16 protein-coding genes and 1 pseudogene are annotated in these 23,365 nt (G+C 68.0%); 12 read left to right on the top strand and 5 right to left on the bottom strand.

Translation table 11 applies throughout. The features are described 5' to 3' along the window. Positions 1 to 75: 75 nt before the first annotated feature. The 3 genes and pseudogenes from G4G28_RS13205 to G4G28_RS13215 all read left to right on the top strand — a co-directional run bounded on the left by G4G28_RS13205 (position 76) and on the right by G4G28_RS13215 (position 6,119). Positions 76 to 4,402 (top strand): annotated as a pseudogene (locus tag G4G28_RS13205) (DEAD/DEAH box helicase). A gap of 114 nt (positions 4,403 to 4,516) precedes the next feature. Further along, complete coding sequence (locus tag G4G28_RS13210) at positions 4,517 to 5,272, top strand: FadR/GntR family transcriptional regulator (RefSeq protein ID WP_202033845.1); 756 nt, start codon at positions 4,517 to 4,519, stop codon at positions 5,270 to 5,272. Between the two features lie 148 nt (positions 5,273 to 5,420). Then, entirely contained in the window at positions 5,421 to 6,119 is a 699-nt protein-coding gene (locus G4G28_RS13215; RefSeq protein WP_182988609.1) for a FadR/GntR family transcriptional regulator, read from the top strand. A 108-nt stretch (positions 6,120 to 6,227) separates the two neighbouring features. Here the strand turns inward: G4G28_RS13215 and G4G28_RS13220 are convergent, their stop codons facing one another. Then, positions 6,228 to 7,082 carry a hypothetical protein gene (locus G4G28_RS13220; RefSeq protein WP_182988610.1) on the bottom strand — a complete coding sequence of 285 codons (855 nt, stop codon included), beginning with the start codon at positions 7,080 to 7,082 and terminating at the stop codon, positions 6,228 to 6,230. A 479-nt stretch (positions 7,083 to 7,561) separates the two neighbouring features. On the opposite strand from G4G28_RS13220, the gene G4G28_RS13225 reads away from it, so the two are divergent. The 4 genes from G4G28_RS13225 (at position 7,562) to G4G28_RS29175 (ending at position 14,781) form a co-directional block, all read left to right on the top strand. Beyond that, entirely contained in the window at positions 7,562 to 10,396 is a 2,835-nt protein-coding gene (locus tag G4G28_RS13225; RefSeq protein ID WP_182988611.1) for a TonB-dependent receptor, read from the top strand. Positions 10,397 to 10,456: 60 nt separating this feature from the next. Next, positions 10,457 to 11,260, top strand: coding sequence for a rhamnogalacturonan acetylesterase (locus tag G4G28_RS13230; RefSeq protein WP_183107436.1), 804 nt, complete (start codon positions 10,457 to 10,459; stop codon positions 11,258 to 11,260). Positions 11,261 to 11,437: 177 nt separating this feature from the next. Continuing rightward, positions 11,438 to 12,442 carry a polysaccharide lyase family 1 protein gene (locus G4G28_RS26180; RefSeq protein WP_229507620.1) on the top strand — a complete coding sequence of 335 codons (1,005 nt, stop codon included), beginning with the start codon at positions 11,438 to 11,440 and terminating at the stop codon, positions 12,440 to 12,442. Positions 12,443 to 13,821: 1,379 nt separating this feature from the next. Then, positions 13,822 to 14,781 (top strand): pectinesterase family protein, encoded by a 960-nt coding sequence (locus tag G4G28_RS29175; protein ID WP_374039798.1) that lies wholly within the window; start codon positions 13,822 to 13,824, stop codon positions 14,779 to 14,781. A 214-nt stretch (positions 14,782 to 14,995) separates the two neighbouring features. Here G4G28_RS29175 and G4G28_RS13240 read toward each other — a convergent pair whose 3' ends face one another. Genes G4G28_RS13240 through G4G28_RS13250 form a run of 3 tightly spaced genes read right to left on the bottom strand, consistent with a single transcriptional unit; the run spans position 14,996 to position 17,717 of the window. Beyond that, positions 14,996 to 15,982 carry an alpha/beta hydrolase gene (locus G4G28_RS13240; protein WP_183107438.1) on the bottom strand — a complete coding sequence of 329 codons (987 nt, stop codon included), beginning with the start codon at positions 15,980 to 15,982 and terminating at the stop codon, positions 14,996 to 14,998. Then, entirely contained in the window at positions 15,979 to 16,896 is a 918-nt protein-coding gene (locus G4G28_RS13245) for an aldose 1-epimerase (protein WP_182988614.1), read from the bottom strand. Before G4G28_RS13245 ends, G4G28_RS13240 begins: the two co-directional genes overlap by 4 nt. Continuing rightward, positions 16,896 to 17,717, bottom strand: a complete 822-nt coding sequence (locus G4G28_RS13250; RefSeq protein WP_182988615.1) for an NAD(P)-dependent oxidoreductase — start codon at positions 17,715 to 17,717, stop codon at positions 16,896 to 16,898. The genes G4G28_RS13245 and G4G28_RS13250 overlap by 1 nt, the downstream gene beginning before the upstream one ends. A gap of 189 nt (positions 17,718 to 17,906) precedes the next feature. Between G4G28_RS13250 and G4G28_RS13255 the strand changes: the two genes are divergently transcribed. The 3 genes from G4G28_RS13255 to G4G28_RS13265 all read left to right on the top strand — a co-directional run bounded on the left by G4G28_RS13255 (position 17,907) and on the right by G4G28_RS13265 (position 21,450). After that, the gene (locus G4G28_RS13255) at positions 17,907 to 19,307 is read left to right on the top strand and encodes a glycoside hydrolase family 105 protein (protein ID WP_182988616.1); all 1,401 of its coding nucleotides are present in this window, start codon (positions 17,907 to 17,909) and stop codon (positions 19,305 to 19,307) included. Between the two features lie 16 nt (positions 19,308 to 19,323). Further along, positions 19,324 to 20,547, top strand: coding sequence for a DUF4861 family protein (locus G4G28_RS13260; protein ID WP_229425059.1), 1,224 nt, complete (start codon positions 19,324 to 19,326; stop codon positions 20,545 to 20,547). 126 nt (positions 20,548 to 20,673) lie between these two features. Further along, entirely contained in the window at positions 20,674 to 21,450 is a 777-nt protein-coding gene (locus G4G28_RS13265) for a tetratricopeptide repeat protein (RefSeq protein ID WP_182988617.1), read from the top strand. A gap of 104 nt (positions 21,451 to 21,554) precedes the next feature. Here G4G28_RS13265 and G4G28_RS13270 read toward each other — a convergent pair whose 3' ends face one another. Further along, positions 21,555 to 21,983, bottom strand: a complete 429-nt coding sequence (locus G4G28_RS13270; RefSeq protein ID WP_183107439.1) for a hypothetical protein — start codon at positions 21,981 to 21,983, stop codon at positions 21,555 to 21,557. Between the two features lie 298 nt (positions 21,984 to 22,281). Between G4G28_RS13270 and G4G28_RS13275 the strand changes: the two genes are divergently transcribed. Beyond that, the gene (locus tag G4G28_RS13275) at positions 22,282 to 22,767 is read left to right on the top strand and encodes a hypothetical protein (RefSeq protein ID WP_182988619.1); all 486 of its coding nucleotides are present in this window, start codon (positions 22,282 to 22,284) and stop codon (positions 22,765 to 22,767) included. 93 nt (positions 22,768 to 22,860) lie between these two features. Then, positions 22,861 to 23,259 (top strand): energy transducer TonB, encoded by a 399-nt coding sequence (locus tag G4G28_RS29180; RefSeq protein ID WP_182988620.1) that lies wholly within the window; start codon positions 22,861 to 22,863, stop codon positions 23,257 to 23,259. The last annotated feature ends 106 nt before the right edge of the window (positions 23,260 to 23,365 follow it).

Here is a 23,365-nt window from a genome sequence, read left to right on the forward strand (position 1 = left end):
GAGGCAAGCCTCCCGGGCATCTCCGCTGCGCATTTCCATCTTGCCAATCCGGCGATCGGCCCCATCTGGCGTTGCATGAACGATCGCTCCCTGCCAACCAGCCAGCGCCATGCCTTTCACCCGGCCGTGCAGGCCTGGTTCGCTGCCAGTTTCCCGGCCGCCACCGAGGCCCAGCTGCGCGCCTGGCCGCCGATCCAGGCGGGGCGCGCGACCCTCGTGGCCGCCCCCACCGGCTCGGGCAAGACCCTGACCGCCTTCCTGGCTGCGATCGACGCGCTGGTCAGGAAAGCGCGGAGCAGCCGCTGGCGGACGCCACCCGCGTGCTCTATGTCTCGCCCCTGAAAGCGCTGTCGAACGACATCCGCGTCAACCTCCAGGCGCCGCTCGCGGGCATCGACGAGCAACTGGCGGCGATGGGCCTGCCGCCGCACGGCATCCGCAGCGCCGTGCGCACCGGCGACACCACCACGGCCGAGCGCAACGCGATGCGCAAGCGCCCGCCGCACATCTTGGTGTCGACCCCCGAGTCCCTGTACGTGCTGCTCGGCTCCGACAGCGGCCGCGCCATGCTGTCGAACGTTCAAACCGTGATCGTCGACGAGATCCACGCGGTCGCCGGCAGCAAGCGCGGCAGCCACCTGTCACTCAGCCTGGCGCGGCTCGATGCCTTGTGCGGCCGCCCGCCCGCCCGTGCGCATTGGCCTGTCGGCGACGCAAAAGCCGCTCGCGCTCGTCGCGTCCTTCCTGGTCGGCGCGGGACAGGACTGCGCGCTGGTCGACGTCGGCCACGTGCGTGCGCGCGACCTCGGGCTGGAACTGCCGCCGGTGCCCCTCGAGCCGGTGATGCCGAACGAGGTCTGGGAGCGCGTCTACGACCGCATGATGGAGCTGGTGGTGCTGCACCGGACCACCCTCATTTTCGTGAACACCCGACGCATGGCCGAGCGCATCGCGCGTCACCTGGTGACCGCCTGGGCGCCGGGCACGTGGCGGCCCACCACGGCAGCCTGACCAAGGAGAGCCGCCTGGATGCCGAACAGCGCCTGAAACGCGGTGACCTGCGCGTGCTGGTGGCGACCGCCTCGCTGGAGCTGGGCATCGACATCGGCGACGTCGACCTGGTCTGCCAGGTGGGCTCGCCGCGCAGCATTTCCGCTTTCCTGCAGCGGGTCGGGCGTTCGGGCCACTTCGTGGGCGGCATGCCCAAGGGGAGATTGTTCCCGACCTCGCGCGACGACCTGGTCGAATGCGCTGCCCTGCTCGACTGCGTGCGCCGTGGCGAACTGGACCTGCTGCGCATTCCGCGCGCACCGCTCGACGTGCTGGCCCAGCAGATCGTGGCCGAAGTAGGCTCGCGCGAGTGGGAAGAGGACGCGCTGTTTGCGCTGGTGCGGCGCGCCCAGCCCTACGCGGACTTGCCGCGCGAGCGCTTCGACGCGCTGCTGCGCATGCTGGCCGAGGGTTACAGCACCAGGAACGGCATCCGCGGCGCCTACATCCACCGCGACGCCGCCACCCGCTCGCTGCGCCCGCGCCGCGGCGGCAAGCTGGCCGCCGTCACCTCCGGCGGGACGATTCCCGAGAACGCCGACTACACGGTGCTGCTCGAACCCCAAGGCCTGTCGGTCGGCACCGTCAACGAGGACTTCGCCGTCGAGAGCCTGGCCGGCGACGTCTTCCAGCTCGGGAACACATCGTATCGCATCATGAAGGTCGAGTCGGGCAAGGTACGGGTCGAGGATGCACATGGCGCGGCGCCGAACATCCCGTTCTGGCATGGCGAGGCGCCTGGGCGCAGCGACGAACTTTCGCACGGCGTGGCACGCCTGCGCGCCGAGGTCGAGCGCGAACTGGCCTCCTCCAGCGGCGAGGAAGCCCTCGACCGCGCGACCGGCTGGCTGACCGAGCACCTTGGCCTGAAGGAGGACGCGGCCGGCCAGATCGTCGACTACCTGGCGCGCGCACGGGCGGCCCCTCGGCGCCCTGCCGACCCTGGACACGCTGGTGATGGAGCGCTTTTTCGACGAGTCAGGCGGCATGCAGCTGGTGATCCACAGCCCTTTCGGCAGCCGCATCAACCGCGCCTGGGGCCTGGCCCTGCGCAAGCGCTTCTGCCGCAGCTTCAACTTCGAGCTGCAAGCCGCGGCGACGGAGGACGCCATCATCCTGTCGCTCTCGACGGCCCACAGCTTCCCGTTAGAGGAAGTATGGCGCTACCTGCGCGCCGGCAGCGCCGAGCCGGTGCTGGTGCAGGCGCTGCTGGACGCGCCGCTGTTCAACGTGCGCTGGCGCTGGAACGCCACGACGGCCCTGGCCCTGCCGCGTTTTGCCGGCGGGCGCAAGGTGGCGCCGCAGCTGCAGCGCATGAAGAGCGACGACCTGCTGGCGACCATCTTCCCGGACGGCGCCGCCTGCCTGGAAAACATCGCCGGCGACCGCGAACTGCCGAACCACCCGCTGATCGACCAGACCCTGGACGACTGCCTGCACGAGGCGATGGACAGCGAAGGCTGGCTGGCCCTGCTGCGCCGCATCGAACATGGCGACATCAAGCTCGTCGCGCGCGACCTGCCGGCGCCCTCGCTGCTGGCGGCCGAAATCCTCAACGCCCGCCCCTACGCTTTCCTCGACGACGCGCCGCTCGAGGAGCGCCGCACCCAGGCCGTGCTGAACCGGCGCTGGAGCGATCCGGCGTCCAGCGACGACCTGGGCGCGCTCGACGCCGATGCCATCGCCACGGTGGCCGGCGAGGCCTGGCCGCCCGCGCGCCATGCCGACGAAGTGCAGGAAGCGCTGGTGGCGCTCGGTTGCGTGACCCAGCGGGAAAGCCTGGATCGCCAAGGCTGGCCGGATTGGCTGGACGAGCTGGCGGCGGCCGGGCGCGCTACGCGCCTGCAAGGCGAGGGCTTGGACGCCTGGGTCGCGCTGGAGCGCCTCGACTGCGCGCAGGCGGCCTGGCCGGGGCGCGCGCCACGCCCGCCCTGCGGGTGCCTGCCAGCCACCGCGGCAATGGCGGCGCGCCGTGGACGCGCGACGATGCCCTGGTCGAGGTGCTGCGCGCGCGCCTGTCCGGCTTCGGCCCGCAGACGATCGCCGCCATCGCCGCGCCGCTGGCCCTGGGCGAAGGCGAGGCCGCGATCGCCCCGGTCCGGCTGGAAAGCGAAGGCTATGTCCTGCGCGGCCGCTTCACGCCGGGCGCGCAAGACGAACAATGGTGCGAACGCCACCTGCTGGCCCGCATCCACCGCGCCACCATCCGCGGCCTGCGCCGCGAGATCGAACCGGTCGAGGTGCGCGACTTCCTGCGCTTCCTGTTCGACTGGCAGCATCTCACCGTGGATACCGGCTGGCGCGGCCAGGACGCGCTGCCGCTGGCCGTCGCCCAGCTCGAGGGCTTCGAGGCCCCCGCCGGCGCCCGGGAAAGCGAACTGCTGGCGCTGCGCGTGCGCGATTATTTCGGCTACTGGCTGGACGAATTGTGCCGCTCCGGGAAAATCGTCTGGACCCGCATCGATGCGCCGCGCTCGGCCGCCGGCGGCCCCGTGCGCACGACCCCGATCGTGCTGCTGCCGCGGCGCCAGGCCGCGCTATGGCATGAAGTGCCCCTGCCCGCCGGTCCGCCCGAGATGTCGCCGCGCGCGCTAAAGGTGCTGGAGGTGCTGCGCCGCCATGGCGCCATGTTCCTCGACGAACTGCAGTTCGACACGCGCATGATGCCGGTCGAACTGGAGGCGGCGCTGGCGAACTCGTGGCCACCGGCCTGGTGAACGCCGACAGTTTTGCCGGCCTGCGCGCGATGCTGGCCCCGGTCGCCAGGCGCGCCAGCATGGACCGCAAGCGCCGGCGCGGCGCCGGCCCGTCGATGGAGGAAGCAGGCCGCTGGGCGCTGGTACGCCGCGTCGTGCCGGAGGAAGGCGCGGACACGCCGCCCGCCCGGCGCCGCCTCGCCCCCGAAACCCCGGAGCACGTCGCCATGACCCTGCTGCGGCGCTATGGCGTCATGTTCTGGCGCCTGCTGGAACGGGAAGCGGCCTGGCTGCCGTCCTGGCGCGAACTGCTGCCGGTCTACCATCGCCTGGAAGCGCGCGGCGAGATCCGCGGCGGGCGTTTCGTGGCCGGCTTCTCGGGCGAGCAGTTCGCGCTGCCGGAGGCGATTCCCGCCCTGCGCGAAGTACGGCGCCGGCCGCCGGAGGGCAGCCTGGTCTGCGTGTCCGGGGTCGACCCGCTCAACCTGTGCGGCACCCTGCTGCCCGGCGACAAGGTCCCGGCGCTGGCCGGCAACCGCATCCTGTTCCGCGACGGCGTGCCGGTGGCGGCCGTCGTCGCCGGGAAGATCGTGTGGCTGGCCGACCCCGGCGCGGAGCGCGAGCTGCAGCATGCGGCGCTGGTACGGCGCTATTGAGGGGCCGCCCTGCCGGGGGCGGCCGCGCAGCGATAGGCGGCAGCATGTGGTCTTGTCGTCTGTCATCAGACAAGGGCCCGGCGTATAATCCGGTCACCACGATCAATCCGCCCGATGTCCCCCATGACCGCAACGCCGCTCCCGCCCGTTCCCCTGAAACGCCACCGCAACCTGGCCCAGGGCGTCGTTGCCCACCTGAGCGACAGCATCCGCGCGGGAAGCCTGAAACCGGGCGACAAGCTGCCGACCGAGTCGGAAATCATGCGCCAGCTGGGCGTGAGCCGCACGGTGGTGCGCGAAGCCATTTCGCACCTGCAGGCCTCCAGCCTGGTTGAAACCCGCCACGGCATCGGCACCTTCGTGCTGGAACCTGCGCCTGCCCCGATGGGACTGGATCCGGCCACCGTGGTGACGATGCGCGACGTGCTGGCCCTGCTGGAACTGCGCATCAGCCTCGAGACCGAGGCCGCCGGCCTGGCCGCCAACCGCCGCAGCGAGGAGCAGCTGGCGCAACTGCGCAGCGCGCTCGACAGCTTCCACGAATGCGCGCGCGCCGGGCGCGAGACGGTCGGCCCCGACATGCAGTTCCACCTGCTGCTGGCGCAGGCGTCCGGCAACCGCTATTTCCACGACATCCTCGGCCACCTGGGCACCAACATCATCCCGCGCGCGCGCCTGAATTCGGCGCGCCTGGCCCATGACGACCCGGCGCACTACCCGGAACGCGTGATCCACGAGCACGAGGACATCTACAATGCGATCGCGCGGCGCGACCCGGACAGCGCACGCGCCGCCATGCGTACCCACCTGAGCAACAGCCGCGAACGCCTGCGCCGCGCCCAGGAAGACGCCGAAACGCGCGAGAAGTAAGGCGGCCATGAATCCGCAGCGAACGCGCGTGCGGAAAAAGCCCTTAATCCGCTTGCAAGCTTAACCGTAGCAAACTAAGATTCCGCAGATTGGCAGCGGCCCCTGCATCGCGGCGCCGGCCCATCATTCATCCAGGATTGAAGCACACATGAAGAAAACCGCCGCGCTGAACGAAGCCAGTGCCAATGAGCCGCGCCTGTACCGGGTAGTATCGGGCAAGATCGAGGAATTGATCCGCGCCGAGAACATCCGTCCCGGCGAGCGCCTGCCCTCCGAGCGCGACCTCGCGACCAAGCTGGGCGTGAGCCGCACCTCGCTGCGCGAAGCCCTGATCGCGCTGGAACTGGGCGGCACGGTGGAAGTGCGCGGCGGCTCGGGCGTGTATGTCAGCGAGCAGGCGACGCCCGTGGCGGAAGCCGTCACCGCCGGCCCCGGTCCCTTCGAGGTGCTGGCCGCGCGCCGCCTGATCGAAGTCGAGGTCGCGGCGCTGGCGGCCAAGCATGCCAGCGCTTCCGCCATCGACGCCATCCTGGTAGCGGTCATGGAGATGGAGCAACACCACGAGGAACGCAGCGGCAACGAATCGGCCGACCGCAACTTCCACCTGGCAATCGCCCGCGCCACCGGCAACAGCGCGATGGTCGGCGTCATCGAATACCTGTGGAGCCAGCGCGGCTCGCTCTGGCACAAGCTGAAGGAACACTTCCAGACCGAGGAATTGCGCCAGCAGACCCTGATCGACCACCGCAACATCTTCGCGGCGATTGCGGCACACGACGTCGCCGGCGCCAAGACCGCGATGCGCGCCCACCTCGACCGCGTGACGCGTACCTTCTCGCGCGGGTAAGGAGCCGCGCCCGCGCCCGCCCTCATTGAAGATCCGCTCAAGGAGGCGACGGCGGCCGTACGTGGCGCCGCGCCTGTGCGCTTGCACTCCAGCAGCGAGAACCGTGGCTTACAGCGGCAGCGCCGCTCCCGGCGGACCGAACAGGCGGCACGCCATCTTGCGCTCGGCGTCGCCAATCGAATGCTCCTTTACCGGCTCCAGGGCCGGCGTCCCGCACTTCGTGCACACGGTGCGCCCGGGCTTGTCTCCGCCATGGACGATCCGTTCGAGCTCCGCCGCGCGCGGCGCCTTGCAATCGACTTCCTTCAGCGTCATCCAGTATTCGCCGGTCGGAATGGCCGGGGCCGGCGTCTTGCCCTGCCTGCTCCCCTGGGTGTGGATGGTCGTGCGGAACCAGGCCCGTACGCGGTCGCCCTTGACCAGGACGGGTTTGGGCAGGATGCTGAAGACGAGCAGCTGGCCGTCGAATTCGTCGGTCTCGGTAATGGGCACCAGCATTCCCGCACGCGCCGGCCGCGCTTGCGCACAGATGCGCGGCAGCTGTTTCTTGATGAGCGGGCCAACCTCGTAGGGGTCCTGATCCTGCATCGAAAAATTGTGCGCGGCCTGGATCACGGCGGGCATCTGCGCGATGCTCTGGCGTTCGGCGGCTGCGAAGTCGGGTATCCCGGAAGTGGAAGCGACCGCAAGGTAGGCAAAATTATCGGTCATCCAGCTGCCGTCGCAGGCAAGCAGGAAGTGTTCGGTCGCGATTTCCTTGTCTGCGGGCCTGTGCCTCAATACCCGCACCATCACGGCCTTGCCGATTTTGATGGCCGGCGCGGCGCCCAGGACGGTATGGGTCCCGTAACGCTCGCTCAGGGTGAGGTAGTCCGCGCCCGCCGCGGCGGCGCCGGACGCCCACAGGACAGCGGCGCAGGCCGCCAGCATGGTGCATGCCCGCCTGCTTGCTCGGTGCATCATCGATGTCTCCTCCGGTAAAGGCCAGTGCGTTCGAAAAGACGCGTGCTTGTCCCTTGAATGTCGAGCTGGACTATAGGGGGCCGAACGGACCTTGTCCATACAGCATGCCCGGATAGGGTCCCGTGGCAAGCGATCACCTCGAAGCCAGGCTGCTCCGGTCGCGCAGTTGGGAACGCGGGTGGCACGGCCACTTTTGCCAGTTTGTTCAGGCCGAAAAATAACTGGCTCGTCCAGATTGCAGAACTGGCCCGACCAAAGTACAATTGTCCGCACACTAATAATTTGCCTGAGGAATTGACTGGGGAAACTCCTCAAGGCGGACTGGCAGCAGCGGCGCATGCCGCACCAGTACTGGCATCGACCGGCCGTGACCTCGGCGATTTGCTCTCGTCACGACGGCACGGGTACGCGAGGTACCCATTCGTGCGATTCGGGGAAACACCCGGACGCTACCCACGATCACACGCAGGAGACACGTAGTGAAACACCAGAGCAACATCATCGGCCCACGCACGGCCGAACAGCGCTTCATTCTCACCGCCGTCACCGTCGCGGTCCTGACCCTGGCGCATAGCGCGGCCGCCGCGGACGCCCCGATGCAGCGCGTCGAAGTCACGGGCTCCTCGATCAAGCGCCTCGCCGCCGAAAACGCCCTCCCCCTCACCACGATCAAGGCCGAAGAGCTGACCAACCGCGGCCTGACGACGATGTCGGAAGTGGCCACCGCCCTGACGGTTGCCTCGACCAACGAGCCGGTTGGCGGCGGTGGCGGCGGCACCATGATCAACATGCGCGGCCTCAATACCAACCGCACCCTGGTGCTCCTGAACGGCCGTCGTCTCGCCAACGAGGCGCTCGGCGACAGTTCCGTCAACGTCGACGTGATCCCGATGGCCGCCATCGAGCGCGTCGAAGTGCTGCGCGACGGAGCCTCCGCCCTGTACGGCACCGACGCCATCGCCGGCGTGGTGAACTTCATCACGAAGAAGTCGATCAAGGACGTGTCCGTGAGCGCGAGCGTCGTCGAGCCCGAGCACCAGGGCGGCGGCCAGCAGCGCCGCTTCGGTTTCGTTGCCGGCAAGGGCGACCTGGCCGAAGACGGCTGGAACATCTATACCGCCTTCGACACCCAGAAGCGCACTCGCCTGCTGCAGAAGGACCGCCCGGGCATCACCGACCCGGCCACCATCGTCAAGCTGGGCGGCACCGCCTTCGTGCCGAACTCCTCGAGCGTGGGTGCCGCCTCGCCGGCCAACTACACGGTCTACGCGAACGGCAAGCCGACCAGCACCACGGGCAACCCGTATTTCGCGGCCGGCTGCGCCAGCCCCTTCGCGACCCAGACCACGATCCCGTCGACGCGCGCCTCGGGCGCGGGCAGCCGCACCTGCGTCACCGATCCGACCCTGTACCCGGAACTGCTGCCGGAAGCGGCGCAGACCACCCTGTTCACCAAGGGCAGCCTGGCGCACGGCGACGGCAAGGTGTTCTCGGTCGAACTGCAACTGGCGCGCTCCTACATCGACGCGGGCGACGCGCCCCAGCCTTTCGGTGCGAACGTCGACTATGACCTCCTGAACGGCTCGTCCGGCCGCCGTCCGCTGATGATCACCAAGGCCAGCAAATGGTACCCGGGCGGCAGCGGCGGCGTGCCCGCCGTGGCCGGCGTCACCGGCCAGGACCTGGCGCTGAACTGGAGCCTGGACGAACTGGGCGGCGTCGTCAGCCACGACGTGCAGACGAACCACCGCCTGGTGGCCGCCGACGAAGGCGACTTCAAGGGCTGGGACTACCGCGTCGGCGCGTCCTACGCCTACAGCCACCGCGACGTCGGCCTGAAAAGCGGCTTCGTGAAGACGCCCGGCCTGTATGCGGGCGTGGCCAACGGCACGCTGAACCCCTTCGGCCCGCAGGACGAGGCCGGCCGCGCCTACCTGGAAAGCATCTCGGCCGACGGCCAGACCTACCGCGAAGCCGACGTGCGCTACTACGGCGCCGACTTCAACCTCTCGCGCACCTTCATGGAGTTGAAAGGCGGCTCGCTCGGGCTGGCCATCGGCGGCGACTGGCACCGCGAGACCTTCGAAGAAGACATGAACATGCTCGGCAACGAGGTGGTCTACAAGATTTCGGGCAGCCCTGGCCGCAACCCGAGCGGATCGCGCAAGGTGGCCGGCCTGTATGCCGAACTCGATGCGCCCGTCACCAAGCAGCTGAACCTGAATTTCGCCGTCCGCGGCGACCATTTCAGCGACTTCGGCTCGACCTTCAATCCGAAGGCCAGCTTCCGCTACCAGCCCTTGAAGGAAGTCATGATCCGCGGTACCGTCAGCACGGGCTTCCGCGCGCCGACGCTGCCGGAACTGTACGGCACGCCGCGCACGCTGACGGCGTCCTCGTTCAGCTGGGACGACCCGCTGCTGTGCCCAAGCGCCACGCCAGGCGCCGCCGGCACCGGCCAGGTGACCACGGATCCCCGCTACGCCGGTTTGAACCTCGATCCTTCGCGCGTCTGCAACACGCGCCTGACCACGCTGACAGGCGCGAACCCGGACCTGCAGCCGGAAAAATCGAAGACCTATACGATCGGTTTCGTGGTCGAGCCATTCAAGAACTTCATGGCCACCGTCGACTTCTGGAAGATCGACATGACCAGGACGATCGCGCAGATCGACGAGCCGACCATCTTCAACAACCTGGGCCAGTACCAGGACCTGTTCGTGCGTAACCCGGACGGCACGCTGCAGTACATCACCAAGACGCGCCTGAACATGGGCGGCCTGAGAACCCAGGGCATCGACATCGGCATGAGCTACCTGCTGCCGACCGCGAACTGGGGCCGCTTCGGCGCTTCGCTCGACGGCACCTTCACCGACAAGTACGAAGGCCAGAACGAAGTGGGCAGCGAGTGGATCGATGTCGTCGGCCGCGTGGGCGCACTGGCCACCGGCTCGACCTCGTCGAACACCTATGTCTTCAAATGGAAGCACACGGCGCGCGTGAACTGGACCTATGGCCCCTTGTTCACCCAGCTGACGCAGCAGTACTCGTCGAGCTACGAAGACACCAACGCCCTGCCGACCCAGAAGCCGGGCCAGCCGTTCTACAACGTGATCGAGCCCTACAGCGTCTACAACCTGACGGCCAGCTACAAGGTGTCGGACAAGTTCAAGATCGGTGGCGGCGTGAACAACCTGTTCGACACCGACCCGCCCCTGTCGAACCAGCGCCTGTCCTCGCGTGTCGTGTTTGCGCGTAACATCGCCAAGCCGATCGGCCGTACCTTCACGGTGCGTGCGGATTACACGTTCTAAGCTTGAACGCGTGGGGTGGACGGGTTCTCTGTCCACCCTGTTTTTCCCCGGAGGTCCCGCATGAAGTACCCCGCGACCCTGCTCGCCCTTTCCTTTCTCGCGGCACCCGCGACCGCCGCCGGTCCCGCCCCCGCCAAAGCCGTCCGCATCATCCTCGTCGGCGACTCCACCATGGCCACCAGATCCGGCTATGGCGACGCCCTGTGCGCGCGTTTCACGCTTGAAACCAGCTGCATCAACCTGGCACGCGGCGGGCGCAGTTCCGGGAGCTTCCGTGCCGAAGGGCGTTGGGACGAGGTCCAGGCGCTGCTGAAGGATGGTGCCTCGTTCGCAGCCACCTATGTGCTGGTCCAGTTCGGCCATAACGACCAGCCGGGCAAGCCGGGCCGCTCGACCGACCTGGTGACGCAGTTCCCCGCCAATATCGATCGCTATGTCACCGACACCGTCGCCGCCGGCGGCGTGCCGGTGCTGGTCACGCCGCTGACGCGCCGGTCTTTCAAGGGCAACTACCTGAAGGACGACCTGGCGCCCTGGGCGGCCGCCACCCGCCGCGTGGCAATCGAGCGCAAGGCAGCGCTGATCGACCTGAACGCGCTCAGCGCGGCCGCCGTCCAGAAGATGGGCCAGGACGAAGCCGATACCCTGGCACAGGCCCCGCGACCCGCCGACTATGGGGCGGCTTCGCCCGCGCCCGGCACCGAGCCGCAGGGCACGCCGAAAAGCGCCTTCGACCGCACGCACCTCGGTCCCAAGGGTGCCGGGCTGTTTTCAGGTATGGTCGCCGGCGAGCTGGTACGCCTGTTCCCCGCCATGGCGAGCAGCCTGAAGGCAGCGGCACCGCACACGGTCCCTCAACCATGATGGGGTCGAAGCGCCACATGAAGCACACTTCCCTCACCCTGCTCCTGCTGGCCTCCCTCGCCGGCAGCGCGTTGGCAGCGCCCTCCCTTCCCGGCGGCGCGCGAAGAAGCACCGCTGGACGGCTGGGCGGCGCAGGAAGGCGGCACCCGCGGCGGCCTCGAAGCCGTACCCGCCCGCGTGTTCACGGTCGCCACCCCGGCGCAGCTGCGCGCCGCCCTGGCCGACAGGAACGGTGCGCCACGCATCGTCGCCGTGCAGGGCATCCTCGACATGAGCGAAGGGCGCCCCTACACGAGTACCGCCGACCAGGCCGAGCGGGGCGAGGTGCGCCTGCGCAGTAACACGACCCTGATCGGCCTGGGACCGCGGGCCGGCTTCGTCAACGCCCACCTGATGGTCTCGAAGGTTTCGCAGGTCATCATCCGCAACCTGAACTTCCGTAATCCCTGCGACGTCGCTCCCGTCTGGGACCCGAAGGATGGCCGCGAGGGCAACTGGAACGCGGAGTTCGACAGTATCTCGATCGTTGGGGCCACCCACGTCTGGGTCGACCACAACAGCTTCACCGACGCGCCCTTCCTCGACGACCGCCAGCCGGTCGAGAACGGCAAGCACAAGCAATGCCACGACGGCACGCTCGACATCCGCGACGGTGCCGATTTCGTGACGGTGTCCTACAACCGCTTCGCCCTGCACCAGAAGAACATGCTGATCGGCGCCAGCGACAAGGCGGTCGGCGACAGCGGCCACCTGCGTGTCACCCTCAGCAACAACCTGTTCGAGCACATCGCCAGCCGCGCGCCGCGCGTGCGCTTCGGCCAGGTCCACCTTTTCAACAATTACCACGTGGGCGACCGCAAGCATCCGGTCTACAAGTACGAGTACGGCGTGGGTGTGGCCCGGCGCGCGCGCATCGTCTCGCAGGCGAATGCCTTCGATATCGCCGGCGCCCGTTCCTGCCTGGATGCGGTGCGCAGCTTCGAGGCCGAGGGGCGGACCCGCAGGAGGGCGGCGTGTTCACCGACAGCGGTTCGCTCCTCAATGGCGCGCCGCTTGGTGCCTGCGGCGCGTCCGGCTCGCCCGCCTGGACCGTTCCCTACCCGTTCTCGCCGCGCCCGGCCGAGGCGGTGCGCGCCCATGTGCTGGCCACCGCCGGCACCGGCAAGCTGGTCGAGCGGGTAGCCGTCGCCGGCTGCCCCACGGCGGATTTCCTGTTCTGCGACGGTTTCGAGCGCACCCGTGCTGGCGACTGGGAGCGCCAGGCCGGCAGCGATGCCGGCCTGGCCGCACAGCCGGACGGCGCGCGGAACCAGGTGCTGCGCATGACGGGCACCGGGCGCGTCATGGTCCTGGCAAGACAGCCGAAGCTGGCCACGCTCGTGCAGGACAACGCCTTCGTCGAGACGCGTGTGCGCTTGCAGCCAGCCCGCGCCACCCAGCAGTTCTACCTGATCGGACGCCATGTCGACGCGCGCAACTGGGTCGGCGCCGGCGTCGAGCAGCTGCCTGGGACCGACACCGTGCAGATCCAGCTGCTGCGCATGCAGGATGGCGTGTTGAAGACGCTCAAGCGCGCGCCGCGCGCGCGCCCTGCCGACGGCCGCTTCGCCATGCTGCGCCTGGAGATGACGCCCTCGCTGCTGGCGGTGTATCTCGATGGCGAAAAGATCACGACCGCGCCGCAGCCTGCGTTCAGCGCACCGAGCGCCCGCGTCGGGCTGCTGGCCCGTGGCGGCGGCATCGAGCTCGACGACCTGCGTGCAGGCGTCCCGGGCGTACAGCCCGCACGCATTGCGCCGTCACTGGCCAGCCAGGCATTCACCGCGCAGGCGGGAGACCCGGCGCAGCACCTGGCCGTCAGTGCCCTTGCCAGCGATGGCGTTTCGCGCCTGGCTTTCCGCGCCACGTCGAGCAACCCGGCGGTGGTGGAAGTCACGCCTGCGCCAGGCGGCATCACCATCACACCAAAAGCGCCCGGCAGTGCGGCCATCGTACTGGCAGGCGTGCATGACCCCGCGCTGCAAAGCACGCTGACGGCAACCGTGACGGCGGCCTTCTCCGCACCGGCCGGCGGGAGCACCGTCGCAATCGCCCAGGCCGTCCAGCCAGCCGTGGGCGCCACCGCGGTGCCGCCCGACACGCCGCTACGCATCCGCTTCGACCGCGCACCCCGGCTGGCCGCCGCGGGATCGGTGCGCATCTTCCGCGCGGGCGACGATGCCCTCGTCGATATCGTCCGCCTGGGCGAGGAAGTGCGCGCCATCGGCTACCCGGCCCAGCCGCGCTCGCGCTACCTGCGCATGACCCCGATCACGGTCGAGGGCGACACGGTGCTGGTCCGCCCGCACGCGGGCACGCTCGCCTATGGCACCGCCTATTACGTCATGGCCGAGGGCGGCGCCTTCCTCGACGCGGCGATTGGCGGCCAGCCTTTCGCCGGCATCGGCAAAGGCGGCTGGCACTTCCGCACCGCCGACGCGCCGCCTGCCGGCGCGGTCCTGCGCGTGGACGACGACGGCGCCGCGGACTTTCGCACCGTGCAGGGCGCGGTGAACCACGCCATGCGCGCCTTCCCGAAGGCGGCGCCGGTCACGGTCGACGTGCACAATGGCCGCTACGACGAACTGCTCTTCATCCTCGGCAAGGACAACGTGACGATCCGGGGCGAAAGCCGCGACGGCGTCGTCATCGAGGCCCTGAACAACGACGGCATCAACCCCGGTTCGGGCGCCAGCCAGGGCGCCGCTTCGCCATCGTTCACCGGCGGGCGCCCGCTGCTGTCCGTCGAGGAAGCGGACCTGCTGACCCTGGAAAACCTCACCCTTCGCAATACCACCCGGCGCGGGGACACGCGTTCGGGCCAGGCCGAGACGGTCTACTTCAATACCGACAGCGGCCGCCTGGTGGCGAAAAATGCCAGCTTCTACAGCGAGCAGGACACGATCCAGGTGAAGGGCTATGCCTGGTTCCATCGCACCCTCGTCGAGGGCAATGTCGACTTCATCTGGGGCGCGAACCGCGCGGCCCTGTTCGAGGCGAGCGAACTGCGTACGGTCGGCGACAGCGGCAACCCGCAATCGGGCGGCTACCTGGTACAGGCGCGCACGGTGACGGCAACCGACCCCGGCTTCGTGTTCCTGGACAGCGTGCTCACGCATGGGCCTGGTCCGAAGGGCAATGGCGTCCCAAGCGGCGCCACCTACCTGGCGCGCAGCCCGGGCACGGCATCGACCTGGGACAACGTGGCGTTCGTCAATTGCCGGATGGGAGAGCACATCGCGCCCGTCGGCTGGGCCGGCGCGGGCGTGAACCGCGAGCCGGCGCCGCATCCTGCGATGGCAAATGCAGCGCAGGGCTGGCGTGAGTATGGTTCGACCGATTTGGCGGGCAAGCCGCTGGACCTGTCGAAGCGCGTGGGCGGCTACCTCATGACGGCCGAGGAAGTGGAGGCGCGCTTTGGCAGCCGGGCGAGCATCTTCGCCGGATTTGGCGGCGGACAGGGGTGGGATCCGGCGCCGTGAGTAGTGGCGGTGGTACCGCGTGGGCTCGGGGAGCCCACCCTACGCCTGCACGCGCGGTTTCGTAGGGTGGGCACTTGTGCCCACGCCGTATGGGCATCCGAACGGTGTTACCACGTGGGCACAGGGCGCCCACCCTACAAACCCTGCGCGGGCAGCTTCTGTAGGGTGGGCGCTCCGAGCCCACGCGGTTCCGCACCGGCGGCTAAACCGTACGCTAGCGCTGCTTCGCACCCATGTGCTCATCCAGGAAGCGCACCGTCGCCTCCACCGTCGGCGCCAGCCAGGGGTCGAACAGCCAGAAGCTGTGCGGCGTCTCGGGCAGCACGACCACGCGGCTGGGCACGCCCGCGGCGGTCATCCTGGCGATCATCTCGTCGCGTCCCACCGAGAAACGCGGCTGGTCACTGCCGATGAACAGGATCGGCGGCGTCTGCCGGTTCACGTAGAACGTCGGCGAGGCTTCGCGCCACAGCGCTGCTTTTTCCGCATAGCGTCCGCCAAACCAGGCGCCCGCCGCCGACGGCTTCCTGGCCGGGTCGTCCTCGTACTTGCGCGCCGCCTCCGAAGTAAAGTCGGACAGCCCGTCGATATTCACGATCGCCTGCGCCGCACTCGAGACCGCGCCAGGCGCCGCCGCATCAAAACGCGCGATGCCGTCGGTAACGCCCACCAGGCTGGCAATCTGTCCGCCTGCCGAGCCGCCGCCCACGGCGATGCGCCCCGGATCGATGCCGTATTGCGCCGCGTTGGTGCGCACCCAGCGCAGCGCCGCCTTCACGTCGACGATGGCGGCCGGGTACGGGGCTTCGCCCGAGAGCCGGTAGCTGACCGTGGCCGCCGCATAGCCGCGTTCGGCCATGCGGATCGCCATCGGCGCGAAGTTCGTGCGTACGCCCGTGCGCCAGCCGCCGCCGTGCACCAGCACAATCGCAGGCAGGCGCACAGTGCCGCGCTTCGCCGGGAGATACAGGTCGAGCTGCAGCGCGCGCTCGCCATGGCGTACATAGGTGAGGTCGCGCAGCACCTCGACTGTTGCCGGCGCCTCGCGGCTGGCGACGGTGATGAAGGGGTAGCGCCCCACCAGCCTGGCGTACGTGGTTTCAGCGGTGTAGCTGTCGGCCGGCGCCGCCGGTTCTGCCGCCGCCGGCAGGCTCAGGGCTGCGATGGCCATGGCGGCGCTCGCGGTCAGGCGCAAGTTCATCGGGTTTCTCCGGATTGGTCGTGGACGCGGAAGGCCACGCGCCGGCGCAGTGTAAGTCCGGGCGCCAGTATCGTCAGGCCGTTATGCGCCGGGCCGCCCGGCAGGTTGTGGGCGTTGATCGCATGGTCCACCGGCTCGAAGCAGAAGACGTCCCTGCCGACCGGCGTGTAGAGGATGAAGTAATCCATGTCGGCCACGATCTCCAGCGCCAGCCGGCTGTCCGGCCAGGCGACGATGGCGCGCCCGTCCCAGCCGCGGAACACGTGGTCCACGGACTCGCCGGGCAGCGCGCGCGCCTGCGCGAAATCCCAGGCCGCGGGCAGGTCGATGCCATCCGCGGGCAAGCCGAGCGGCCCGCGATTCCAGGTGCCGCGCGCCCCTGCCTGCAGCGTGACGCCGGAACGGCGCGGCAGCCAGGGATGCAGGCCGAGCCCGAAGGGCAGCGCGGCCGTGCCGGTGTTGGTCGTTTCCAGCGTGACCTGCAGCGCGCTGTCGGTCAGCAGGTAGCGCAGCCGCGCCGCATAGGAAAATGGTGTCCCGTCGCGTCGGTCGAGGTGCAAGCTGACGCTGCTGCCGCAGTGCGCCTCCACCCGCCAGGGATGCTGCCAGCCGTCCCCATGGATGGGACAGGGTTCGCCGGGACGGTTCGCTTCCAGCGCGACCTTTCTATCCTCGAACACGAAACCGCTCGGGTCGATGCGGTTCGACCAGGGCACGAGCGGGAAGCAGGCCAGCTGCGAGGTCGTCGGCGGCGGTGCGCCCTCCACGTGCACATAAGGACGCAGCACCGGTTCCGCGCCGCCGGCGCCCAGCCAGTCGAGGCGGCCGAGGCCACCCGCGGCGCCAGGCAGCACTTCGGCCTGCAGCCGCTTGCTGCGCAGCGTGACGACCTGCAGTGCGGCTGGCGGCTGCATCAGCGGTACATCGGCCCGTCGAGCAGGAACTTGCCGCCCTGGTAGATCGTCGTCACGTCGTCCTTCTCGGGGAACTCCGAGGTATCGGCGAACTTGTGTGCGAACAGGTCCGAGCTGTCCTTGGCCTTGTAGCCGAGGTGGCGCGCGAAGCGGTTGTCCCACCAGACGCTGCGGTTGTCCGACATGCCGAAGACGATGGTGTGGCCGACCCGCGGAGCGAACAGCGAGCAGCGCAGCATTTCAAGCAGGTCGTCATAGCTGAACCAGGTGCTCATCATGCGCTTGTTGACCGGCTCCGGGAAGCTCGAACCGATGCGGATGCACACCGTCTCGACGCCGAAGCGGTCGTAGTAGTAGCGCGACATGGTCTCGCCGAAGCACTTGCTGATGCCGTACATGCTGTCGGCGCGCGCGGGCATGCTGGCGTCGAGCATGTCGGTGGTCTTGTAGTAGCCGACCGCGTGGTTCGAGCTGGCGAAGATCACGCGCTTCACGCCGTGCTTCTGGATGGCTTCATACAGGTTGGCCACGCCGAGGATATTGGCCTGCATGATGTCCTCGAACGGCGCCTCGGTGGAGATGCCGCCGAAGTGCAGCACCGCATCGACGCCTTCCATCAGCGACAATACAGCCGCCTTGTCGGCCAGGTCGCACTGCACGATTTCCTCGTTCGGGCCTGCCTCGCCCATCGGGGCCAGGTCGGACAGGCGCACGACGTCTGCCCAGGGCTGGATGCGTTCGCGCAGCACGCGACCGAGGCCGCCCGCGGCGCCCGTGAGCAGGATGCGCTTGAATGGTTTGGAGGGTGGAGTGTGCGTCATGCCGGTTCTTCCTGGTGGGGTTCGAAATGAATGCTGCGATGGCTGCGAGTATGCCATGAAAAATCATTAACCGGCTAGTCCGCCTTGCGCATGCGGTCAGACCACATTAGAATGGCCTGACCAAAAAGGCAATCCGACAGCAGAAGGCCGCGGCTTTTGGATTTCCACCACAATCCATACGAGACAACGATGAACCTGCCCACCAAGCTGCTTGCCACCCTTGTCGCGTTCGCCGCCCTGCACGGCGCCGCATCCGCCGAAGGCCCCTACCGCAATCCGGACAACAAGAACGCCAGGGACGCGGGCGAAGGCACTTACCCGGTACCCTACAAGAAGCCCGTCCCGGCGGAGATCACTGCCGCCCTGCACCGCATCCGCGGCTACATGGAAGCGCAGACACCCACGCGCGTCGTCACCAAGTCCGGGGCGCCCGTTACCGACTTCAGGACTCCGGTGAAGGATGCCGTCGTCGAGGAAGGCCCGGCCGACTTCGGCCTGCAGGTCTACGAAATGGGCGTGGTCCACGCCGGCATGCTCAAGGCCGCGGAGGTCACCGGCGACAAGCGTTTCACGGACCTGACCGCGCGCCACCTGAACTTCATCGCTGAAAAACTGCCCTACTTCCGCGCCCAGGAAGAACGCTTCCACCTCGAGCGCGCGAATGCCTTCTCGCGTTTCCTCGACCCGCGCTCGCTCGACGACGCCGGCTCGATGTGCGCGGCGATGATGCGTGCCCGCGCCGCCAGGGTCGGCCCGGAGCTGTCGCAACAGATCGCCGTCTGCGGCGACTGGGTCGCCAACAAGCAGTTCCGCCTGGCGGACGGCACGCTGGCGCGCCAGCGCCCGCAGGCGGCCTCGCTGTGGGCGGACGACATGTACATGGGCGTGCCCGCCCTGGCCGAACTCGGGCGCATGACCGGCAAGCGCGCCTACTATGACGACGCGGTGAAGAACGTGCTGCAGATGTCGGGTTACATGTTCAATCCGCAGCTGGGCCTGTACACCCACGGCTGGAACGCCAACAACCCGGACGCGCCGCAATTCTACTGGGGCCGCGCCAACGGCTGGGCGGTGCTGTCGATGTCGGACCTGCTCGACGTCCTGCCGAAGGACCATCCTGGCTACCCGAAAGTGCTCGAGCAGCTGAAGAAAAGCCTGCGCGGCATCGCGCAGTACCAGTCGGGCACGGGCCTCTGGCACCAGATGCTGGACCGGAACGACTCCTACCTCGAGACCTCGGCCAGCGCCATCTTCACCTATGTGTTCGCCCACGCGGTGAACCAGGGCTGGGTCAGCCCCACCACCTACGGATCGATCGCGATTGCCGGCTGGGCGGGCCTGTCGACCCGCATCAACGAGCGTGGCCAGGTCGAGGGCACCTGCGTCGGCACCACCTTCGCCAGCGACCAGGTGTACTACTACAATCGCCCGGCCAGCGTCGACGCCCTGCACGGCTACGGTCCGGCACTGCTGGCAGGCGCGGAAATCATCAAGCTGGTGAACAACCCGGCCTTCACCATCGAGCACCGGGTGCGCACTTATCACTTCGTGCCGAAGGGCTTTGATACCAACTACCGCGAACACCACTGATCGAACGGAGAGCCACATGTCCACCATGAATCTGCGTTGTACCCTCGCCGGCCTGGCCGCCCTGGCGGCGTTGGCACCCGCCCTGGCCGCCGAGCGCCTGGTCGTCACGGTCAGCCACGACCTCGCGCTGGCCCGCCCATCCGAGACCATCACCATCCCCTGGCTTGAAGTCAATCGCGCCCTGCCCGGCGCCCTGATCCAGCGCCTGGTGGTCAAGGATGCGAAGGGGCGCGTGCTGCCGCACCAGGTGACGAACGTGGCGCCGCTGGCGAAGGACCCGAAGAACGTCGGCGCCGCCTACGGCGAACTGATTTTCCAGCACGACTTCGCGGCTGGCGAAAAGTCGGCCAGCTTCACGATCGAAAAAACCGAGACCCTGGCGCCGGTCTTCCCCGCGAAAGCCTTCGCCCGCTACGTGCCGGAGCGCCTGGACGACTTCGCGTGGGAGAACGACCGCATCGGCCACCGCACCTATGGCCCGGCGCTCGCGGCCCCGGCGCCTGAGGGCAGCGGCAAGGAAGTGCTGGTGACGAGTGGCCTCGACCTGTGGTTCAAGCGCGTCGACTACCCCATCGTCGACCGCTGGTACAACAAGGGCCACGACCACTATCACAAGGACGAGGGCGAAGGGATGGACCAGTACAACGTCGGCAAGTCGCGCGGCTGCGGCGGCACCGGCGTCTGGAACGGCAGCGCGCTCTTCACCAGCACCAACTACAAGACCTGGAAGGTGCTGGCCAACGGCCCGGTGCGTGCCGTGTTTGAACTCAGCTACGATGCCTGGGACGCCGGCGGCATCCAGGTGACCGAGACCAAGCGCTTTACCGTCGACGCCGGCCACCAGCTCGACCAGATCGAGAGCACTTTCACCTTCAGCGGCCCGCAGCAGATCACGGTGGCCGTCGGCCTGAACAGGACGCCCTCGGACAAGAAGCAGGATCCGAAGATCGCGGTCGTCAAGAGCGAGTCGGATCCGTCGCTGCTGCAGTGGGTGCAGCAGGCCAGCAATGGCGCCATGGGGACGGCCGTCGTGCTGCCCGGCGCGACCGGTTTCGCCGAGGACGCGCTCAATCACCTGGTCCTGGCGAAGGTGGAATCGGGCAAGCCCTTGCGCTACCTGGCGGGGGCTGCGTGGGACCGCGCCGGGCGCGTCACCTCGCAGGAGGCCTGGACGAAGTATGTGGCCGAGGCGGCGGCGCGGGCGAAGAGTCCGGTCAAGGTGAGCCTGGCGCCACGCTGACCGCTTTTCCGCGTCAAGCGCGCTGTCGGGGCGCTGGGCGGCGCCTTCCGACCAGGGAAGCGTTTCCTTGTCACGAACCATCCGTTACACTGGTGACCGGCTCCCGCCGCCGCCATTGGAGAACAGATGCGCCCTTCCCGGATCGTGCTTTCGGCCCTGTTTTACGCAGTCCTGTCCGTGCTGCCCGCACAGGCGAAGGACGCCTGCTACAGCCGCTACGACAAAGAGGCGGATCCGGCCGCGGACGCCACGTTCGACAAGGGAACGTCCGCATTCAGTCAGGGCGACCACGCGGCGGCCGTGGCAGCGTGGGCAAGCCTTGCCGAGACCGGCGACTGCCGCGCCCAGTACAACGTCGGCACCGCCTATCTCGCCGGAAGCGGCCGGCCAAAGGACATTTCTGTGGCACTGGCCTGGTTCCGCAAGGCCGCCGAGCAGGGCAACGCAAAAGCGCAGTACAACCTGGCGGAGGGGTACCGTGCCGGCGAAGGCATCGAGAAGGACCTGGGCCAGGCCATTGCCTGGCACCTGAAAGCTGCCGACCAGGGCATGACCAGGTCCCACGCCATGCTGGGCCTGATTTACGACAAGTCACCGGACGTTCCGCGCGATATCGAGAAAGCGGTGCGGTTCTATCGCCAGGCGGCCGCCCAGGGCGAAGCCGGTTCCTGCCTGAACCTCGGTGTCATGCATGCGCTCGGCGAAGGCGTCGAGCGCGACAAGGTCCTTGCCCACTTCTTCGTCGGGATCGCGGCAGCGGCGCATTTCCCGGCGGCCGAGGTCACGCTGCCGAAAATCCGCGCCAAGATGAGTGTGCAGCAGATCGAGGAAGCCGAAGGGCTGGCCAGGAACTGGACACCGGCGACTGCGCTGCCCGACAGATCGAGGACAGGACGGTTCTGAGCGAAGCCGCCGCATGCTGCGCGCGTATCGTCCTTCGAATGGCGCGGGCGGGCGGCGGCTCCGTTATTCCGATCCTGATCGCAATCTCACCCGCTCGTGCCCGGTCACGCGCGTGCCGGCACTCCGCGCGCAACAAGGCATCCGGTCGCGAAGCAAGCCAGCGCGCTCATACCGACGATGGATTCGGTTCGAAATTCAGGCAGTGCGAGGGCGAGCTGGGCGAAATAGGCCATGCCGAACAGGCTGCCGCCAAGCGCCACCGCACCGCACCAGGAGCGCGAGCGGAACAGTCCATAGGCTGTCGCGTATGCCCATACGCTCAGTGCCACCGCCACGGCGAGATTCCCGAGTACCCAGAGCTTCGGGTTGATCCAGTCGCTGACACCGATGACGAAACAGTCGGGAACCCACGCACTGCGATCGTTCCAGCCCTCGAACAGCCGGCCGTCGAAGCAGAACATGCCCAGCCCGAGGAGCGTCAAGGCAAACCAGACCAGGGCAACTCCGCCACATGCCGCGGCAGCTGCAAGCACGATGCGTATGCCGGATTGTGTGTATCGGAACAAGGCGGACCACAGTCGAAAGAGGCGAATTGGCAGCGCTGATCGACGCGCATTAATGCAAGCGGTCGCACCGAATGGATCAGTGTAAGACCATCCTGGCTCCCCGGGCAAGTCACGCCCACATCGAAGCTGGGCTAGGCGACGCTAAGCTTGTCTACCCGGGCCCGGGAGCCGCGGTGCGAACGATTCCCGGTGGAGGGTTCGCATTTGGCTCGGCAACTTTCGGTTACCATGCCGTCGTATCTCTACTTCCAGAATGACTGCACACATGATTGTACGAACCTTGGTTTTTTTCGGTTGCCTGCTGGTCTCTCCGCTGGCGGCAGCGGCCGACTGGGAACCTCTGCAAGCAGCCGCACTCTCCTTCATGGACGTCGGCACGATGGCCGAGAAGACCATGGCGCTGTGCGATAAGGCGGAGCTCGGCAATGACGAGCGCGCGCGGTTGGCGGCAGCTTACCGGCATTTCAGGGAAATCCATTTGCCGCAAAAGGCGGCCGTCAATGCTTACGTGATCGAATCGGCCAGGCAGCTCGGCCCGGATGGCCCGCAGTTCCTCGCACGGTTCCAGGACCCGGCCGTGCGCAAGGAGTTGGCCGAGTGGTTTCCCACCAAGCGGGTCAGCAGGGACTATTGCGTCGTCTTGCTCACGAAAATGCTGGACGGGCAGTACCTGGCCTTGAACTTTAACGACTATGCCATCCGGATCCGTGAAGAAGGAATGCTCGGATCCAGTCCTGGCAAAGTGGATTAGAGCGTCTCACATCACTCCCTCCCGCTTGTCCTATCGGCACAGGTGCAGTTACTCCGGCATACTTCGTGCCTGCAACCGCGAGCTCATCCAATCATGCGTACCCACCGAATCGCCGCAACATGCTCCGCGCTGGCTATCGCCGTTGCCTGCAATGGATGCGCTGCTCCGCAAGGGCCCCGGGCCAGCCCGGCCATAGCGGGGAAGTCGGGCGAGCAGGTCCTTCCCAGTTATGTCGCCAGCGTCACCCACGCCATCCGAAGCAATACGCTCTATGGCGGTTCGATTCCTTCGGAGGGCAATCCGTCGGTCACGTATCGGCTTGAATTGCTCCCGGATGGGACAGTGACGGCCGTCACGCTTCAGGAGCCAAGCGGTCAACCCGCTTTCGACGAGGCCGTTCGGAGAGGGATCCTTCGGGCCTCGCCGCTGCCCAGACGCGCGAACGGCGTTTCGGAATTACGGATGATTATCCGCTTCCATATGAAGAGTTGAGCGTGCCCTCGCATCCATAATGCGGGGGAGCTGACATACCGCCGGCTGTCCTTCCGGTCGCTTGCACGCTCTCATCCGCTGCAGCTCGGTCAAGAGGTTTTGCCGG

The sequence above is a fragment of the Massilia sp. Dwa41.01b genome, assembly GCF_014171775.1.
Taxonomy (GTDB): domain Bacteria; phylum Pseudomonadota; class Gammaproteobacteria; order Burkholderiales; family Burkholderiaceae_D; genus Telluria.

Bases quoted from the DNA above. Each gene is read 5' to 3' on its own strand.
- G4G28_RS13245 (WP_182988614.1), bottom strand. From the start codon at position 16,896: ATGCAGCCGCCAGCCGCACTGCAGGTCGTCACGCTGCGCAGCAAGCGG.
- G4G28_RS13260 (WP_229425059.1), top strand. From the start codon at position 19,324: ATGTCCACCATGAATCTGCGTTGTACCCTCGCCGGCCTGGCCGCCCTG.
- G4G28_RS13240 (WP_183107438.1), bottom strand. From the start codon at position 15,982: ATGAACTTGCGCCTGACCGCGAGCGCCGCCATGGCCATCGCAGCCCTG.
- G4G28_RS13250 (WP_182988615.1), bottom strand. From the start codon at position 17,717: ATGACGCACACTCCACCCTCCAAACCATTCAAGCGCATCCTGCTCACG.
- G4G28_RS13215 (WP_182988609.1), top strand. From the start codon at position 5,421: ATGAAGAAAACCGCCGCGCTGAACGAAGCCAGTGCCAATGAGCCGCGC.
- G4G28_RS13265 (WP_182988617.1), top strand. From the start codon at position 20,674: ATGCGCCCTTCCCGGATCGTGCTTTCGGCCCTGTTTTACGCAGTCCTG.
- G4G28_RS13210 (WP_202033845.1), top strand. From the start codon at position 4,517: ATGTCCCCCATGACCGCAACGCCGCTCCCGCCCGTTCCCCTGAAACGC.
- G4G28_RS13255 (WP_182988616.1), top strand. From the start codon at position 17,907: ATGAACCTGCCCACCAAGCTGCTTGCCACCCTTGTCGCGTTCGCCGCC.
- G4G28_RS13220 (WP_182988610.1), bottom strand. From the start codon at position 7,082: ATGATGCACCGAGCAAGCAGGCGGGCATGCACCATGCTGGCGGCCTGC.
- G4G28_RS13275 (WP_182988619.1), top strand. From the start codon at position 22,282: ATGATTGTACGAACCTTGGTTTTTTTCGGTTGCCTGCTGGTCTCTCCG.
- G4G28_RS29180 (WP_182988620.1), top strand. From the start codon at position 22,861: ATGCGTACCCACCGAATCGCCGCAACATGCTCCGCGCTGGCTATCGCC.
- G4G28_RS29175 (WP_374039798.1), top strand. From the start codon at position 13,822: ATGCGCGCCTTCCCGAAGGCGGCGCCGGTCACGGTCGACGTGCACAAT.
- G4G28_RS13230 (WP_183107436.1), top strand. From the start codon at position 10,457: ATGAAGTACCCCGCGACCCTGCTCGCCCTTTCCTTTCTCGCGGCACCC.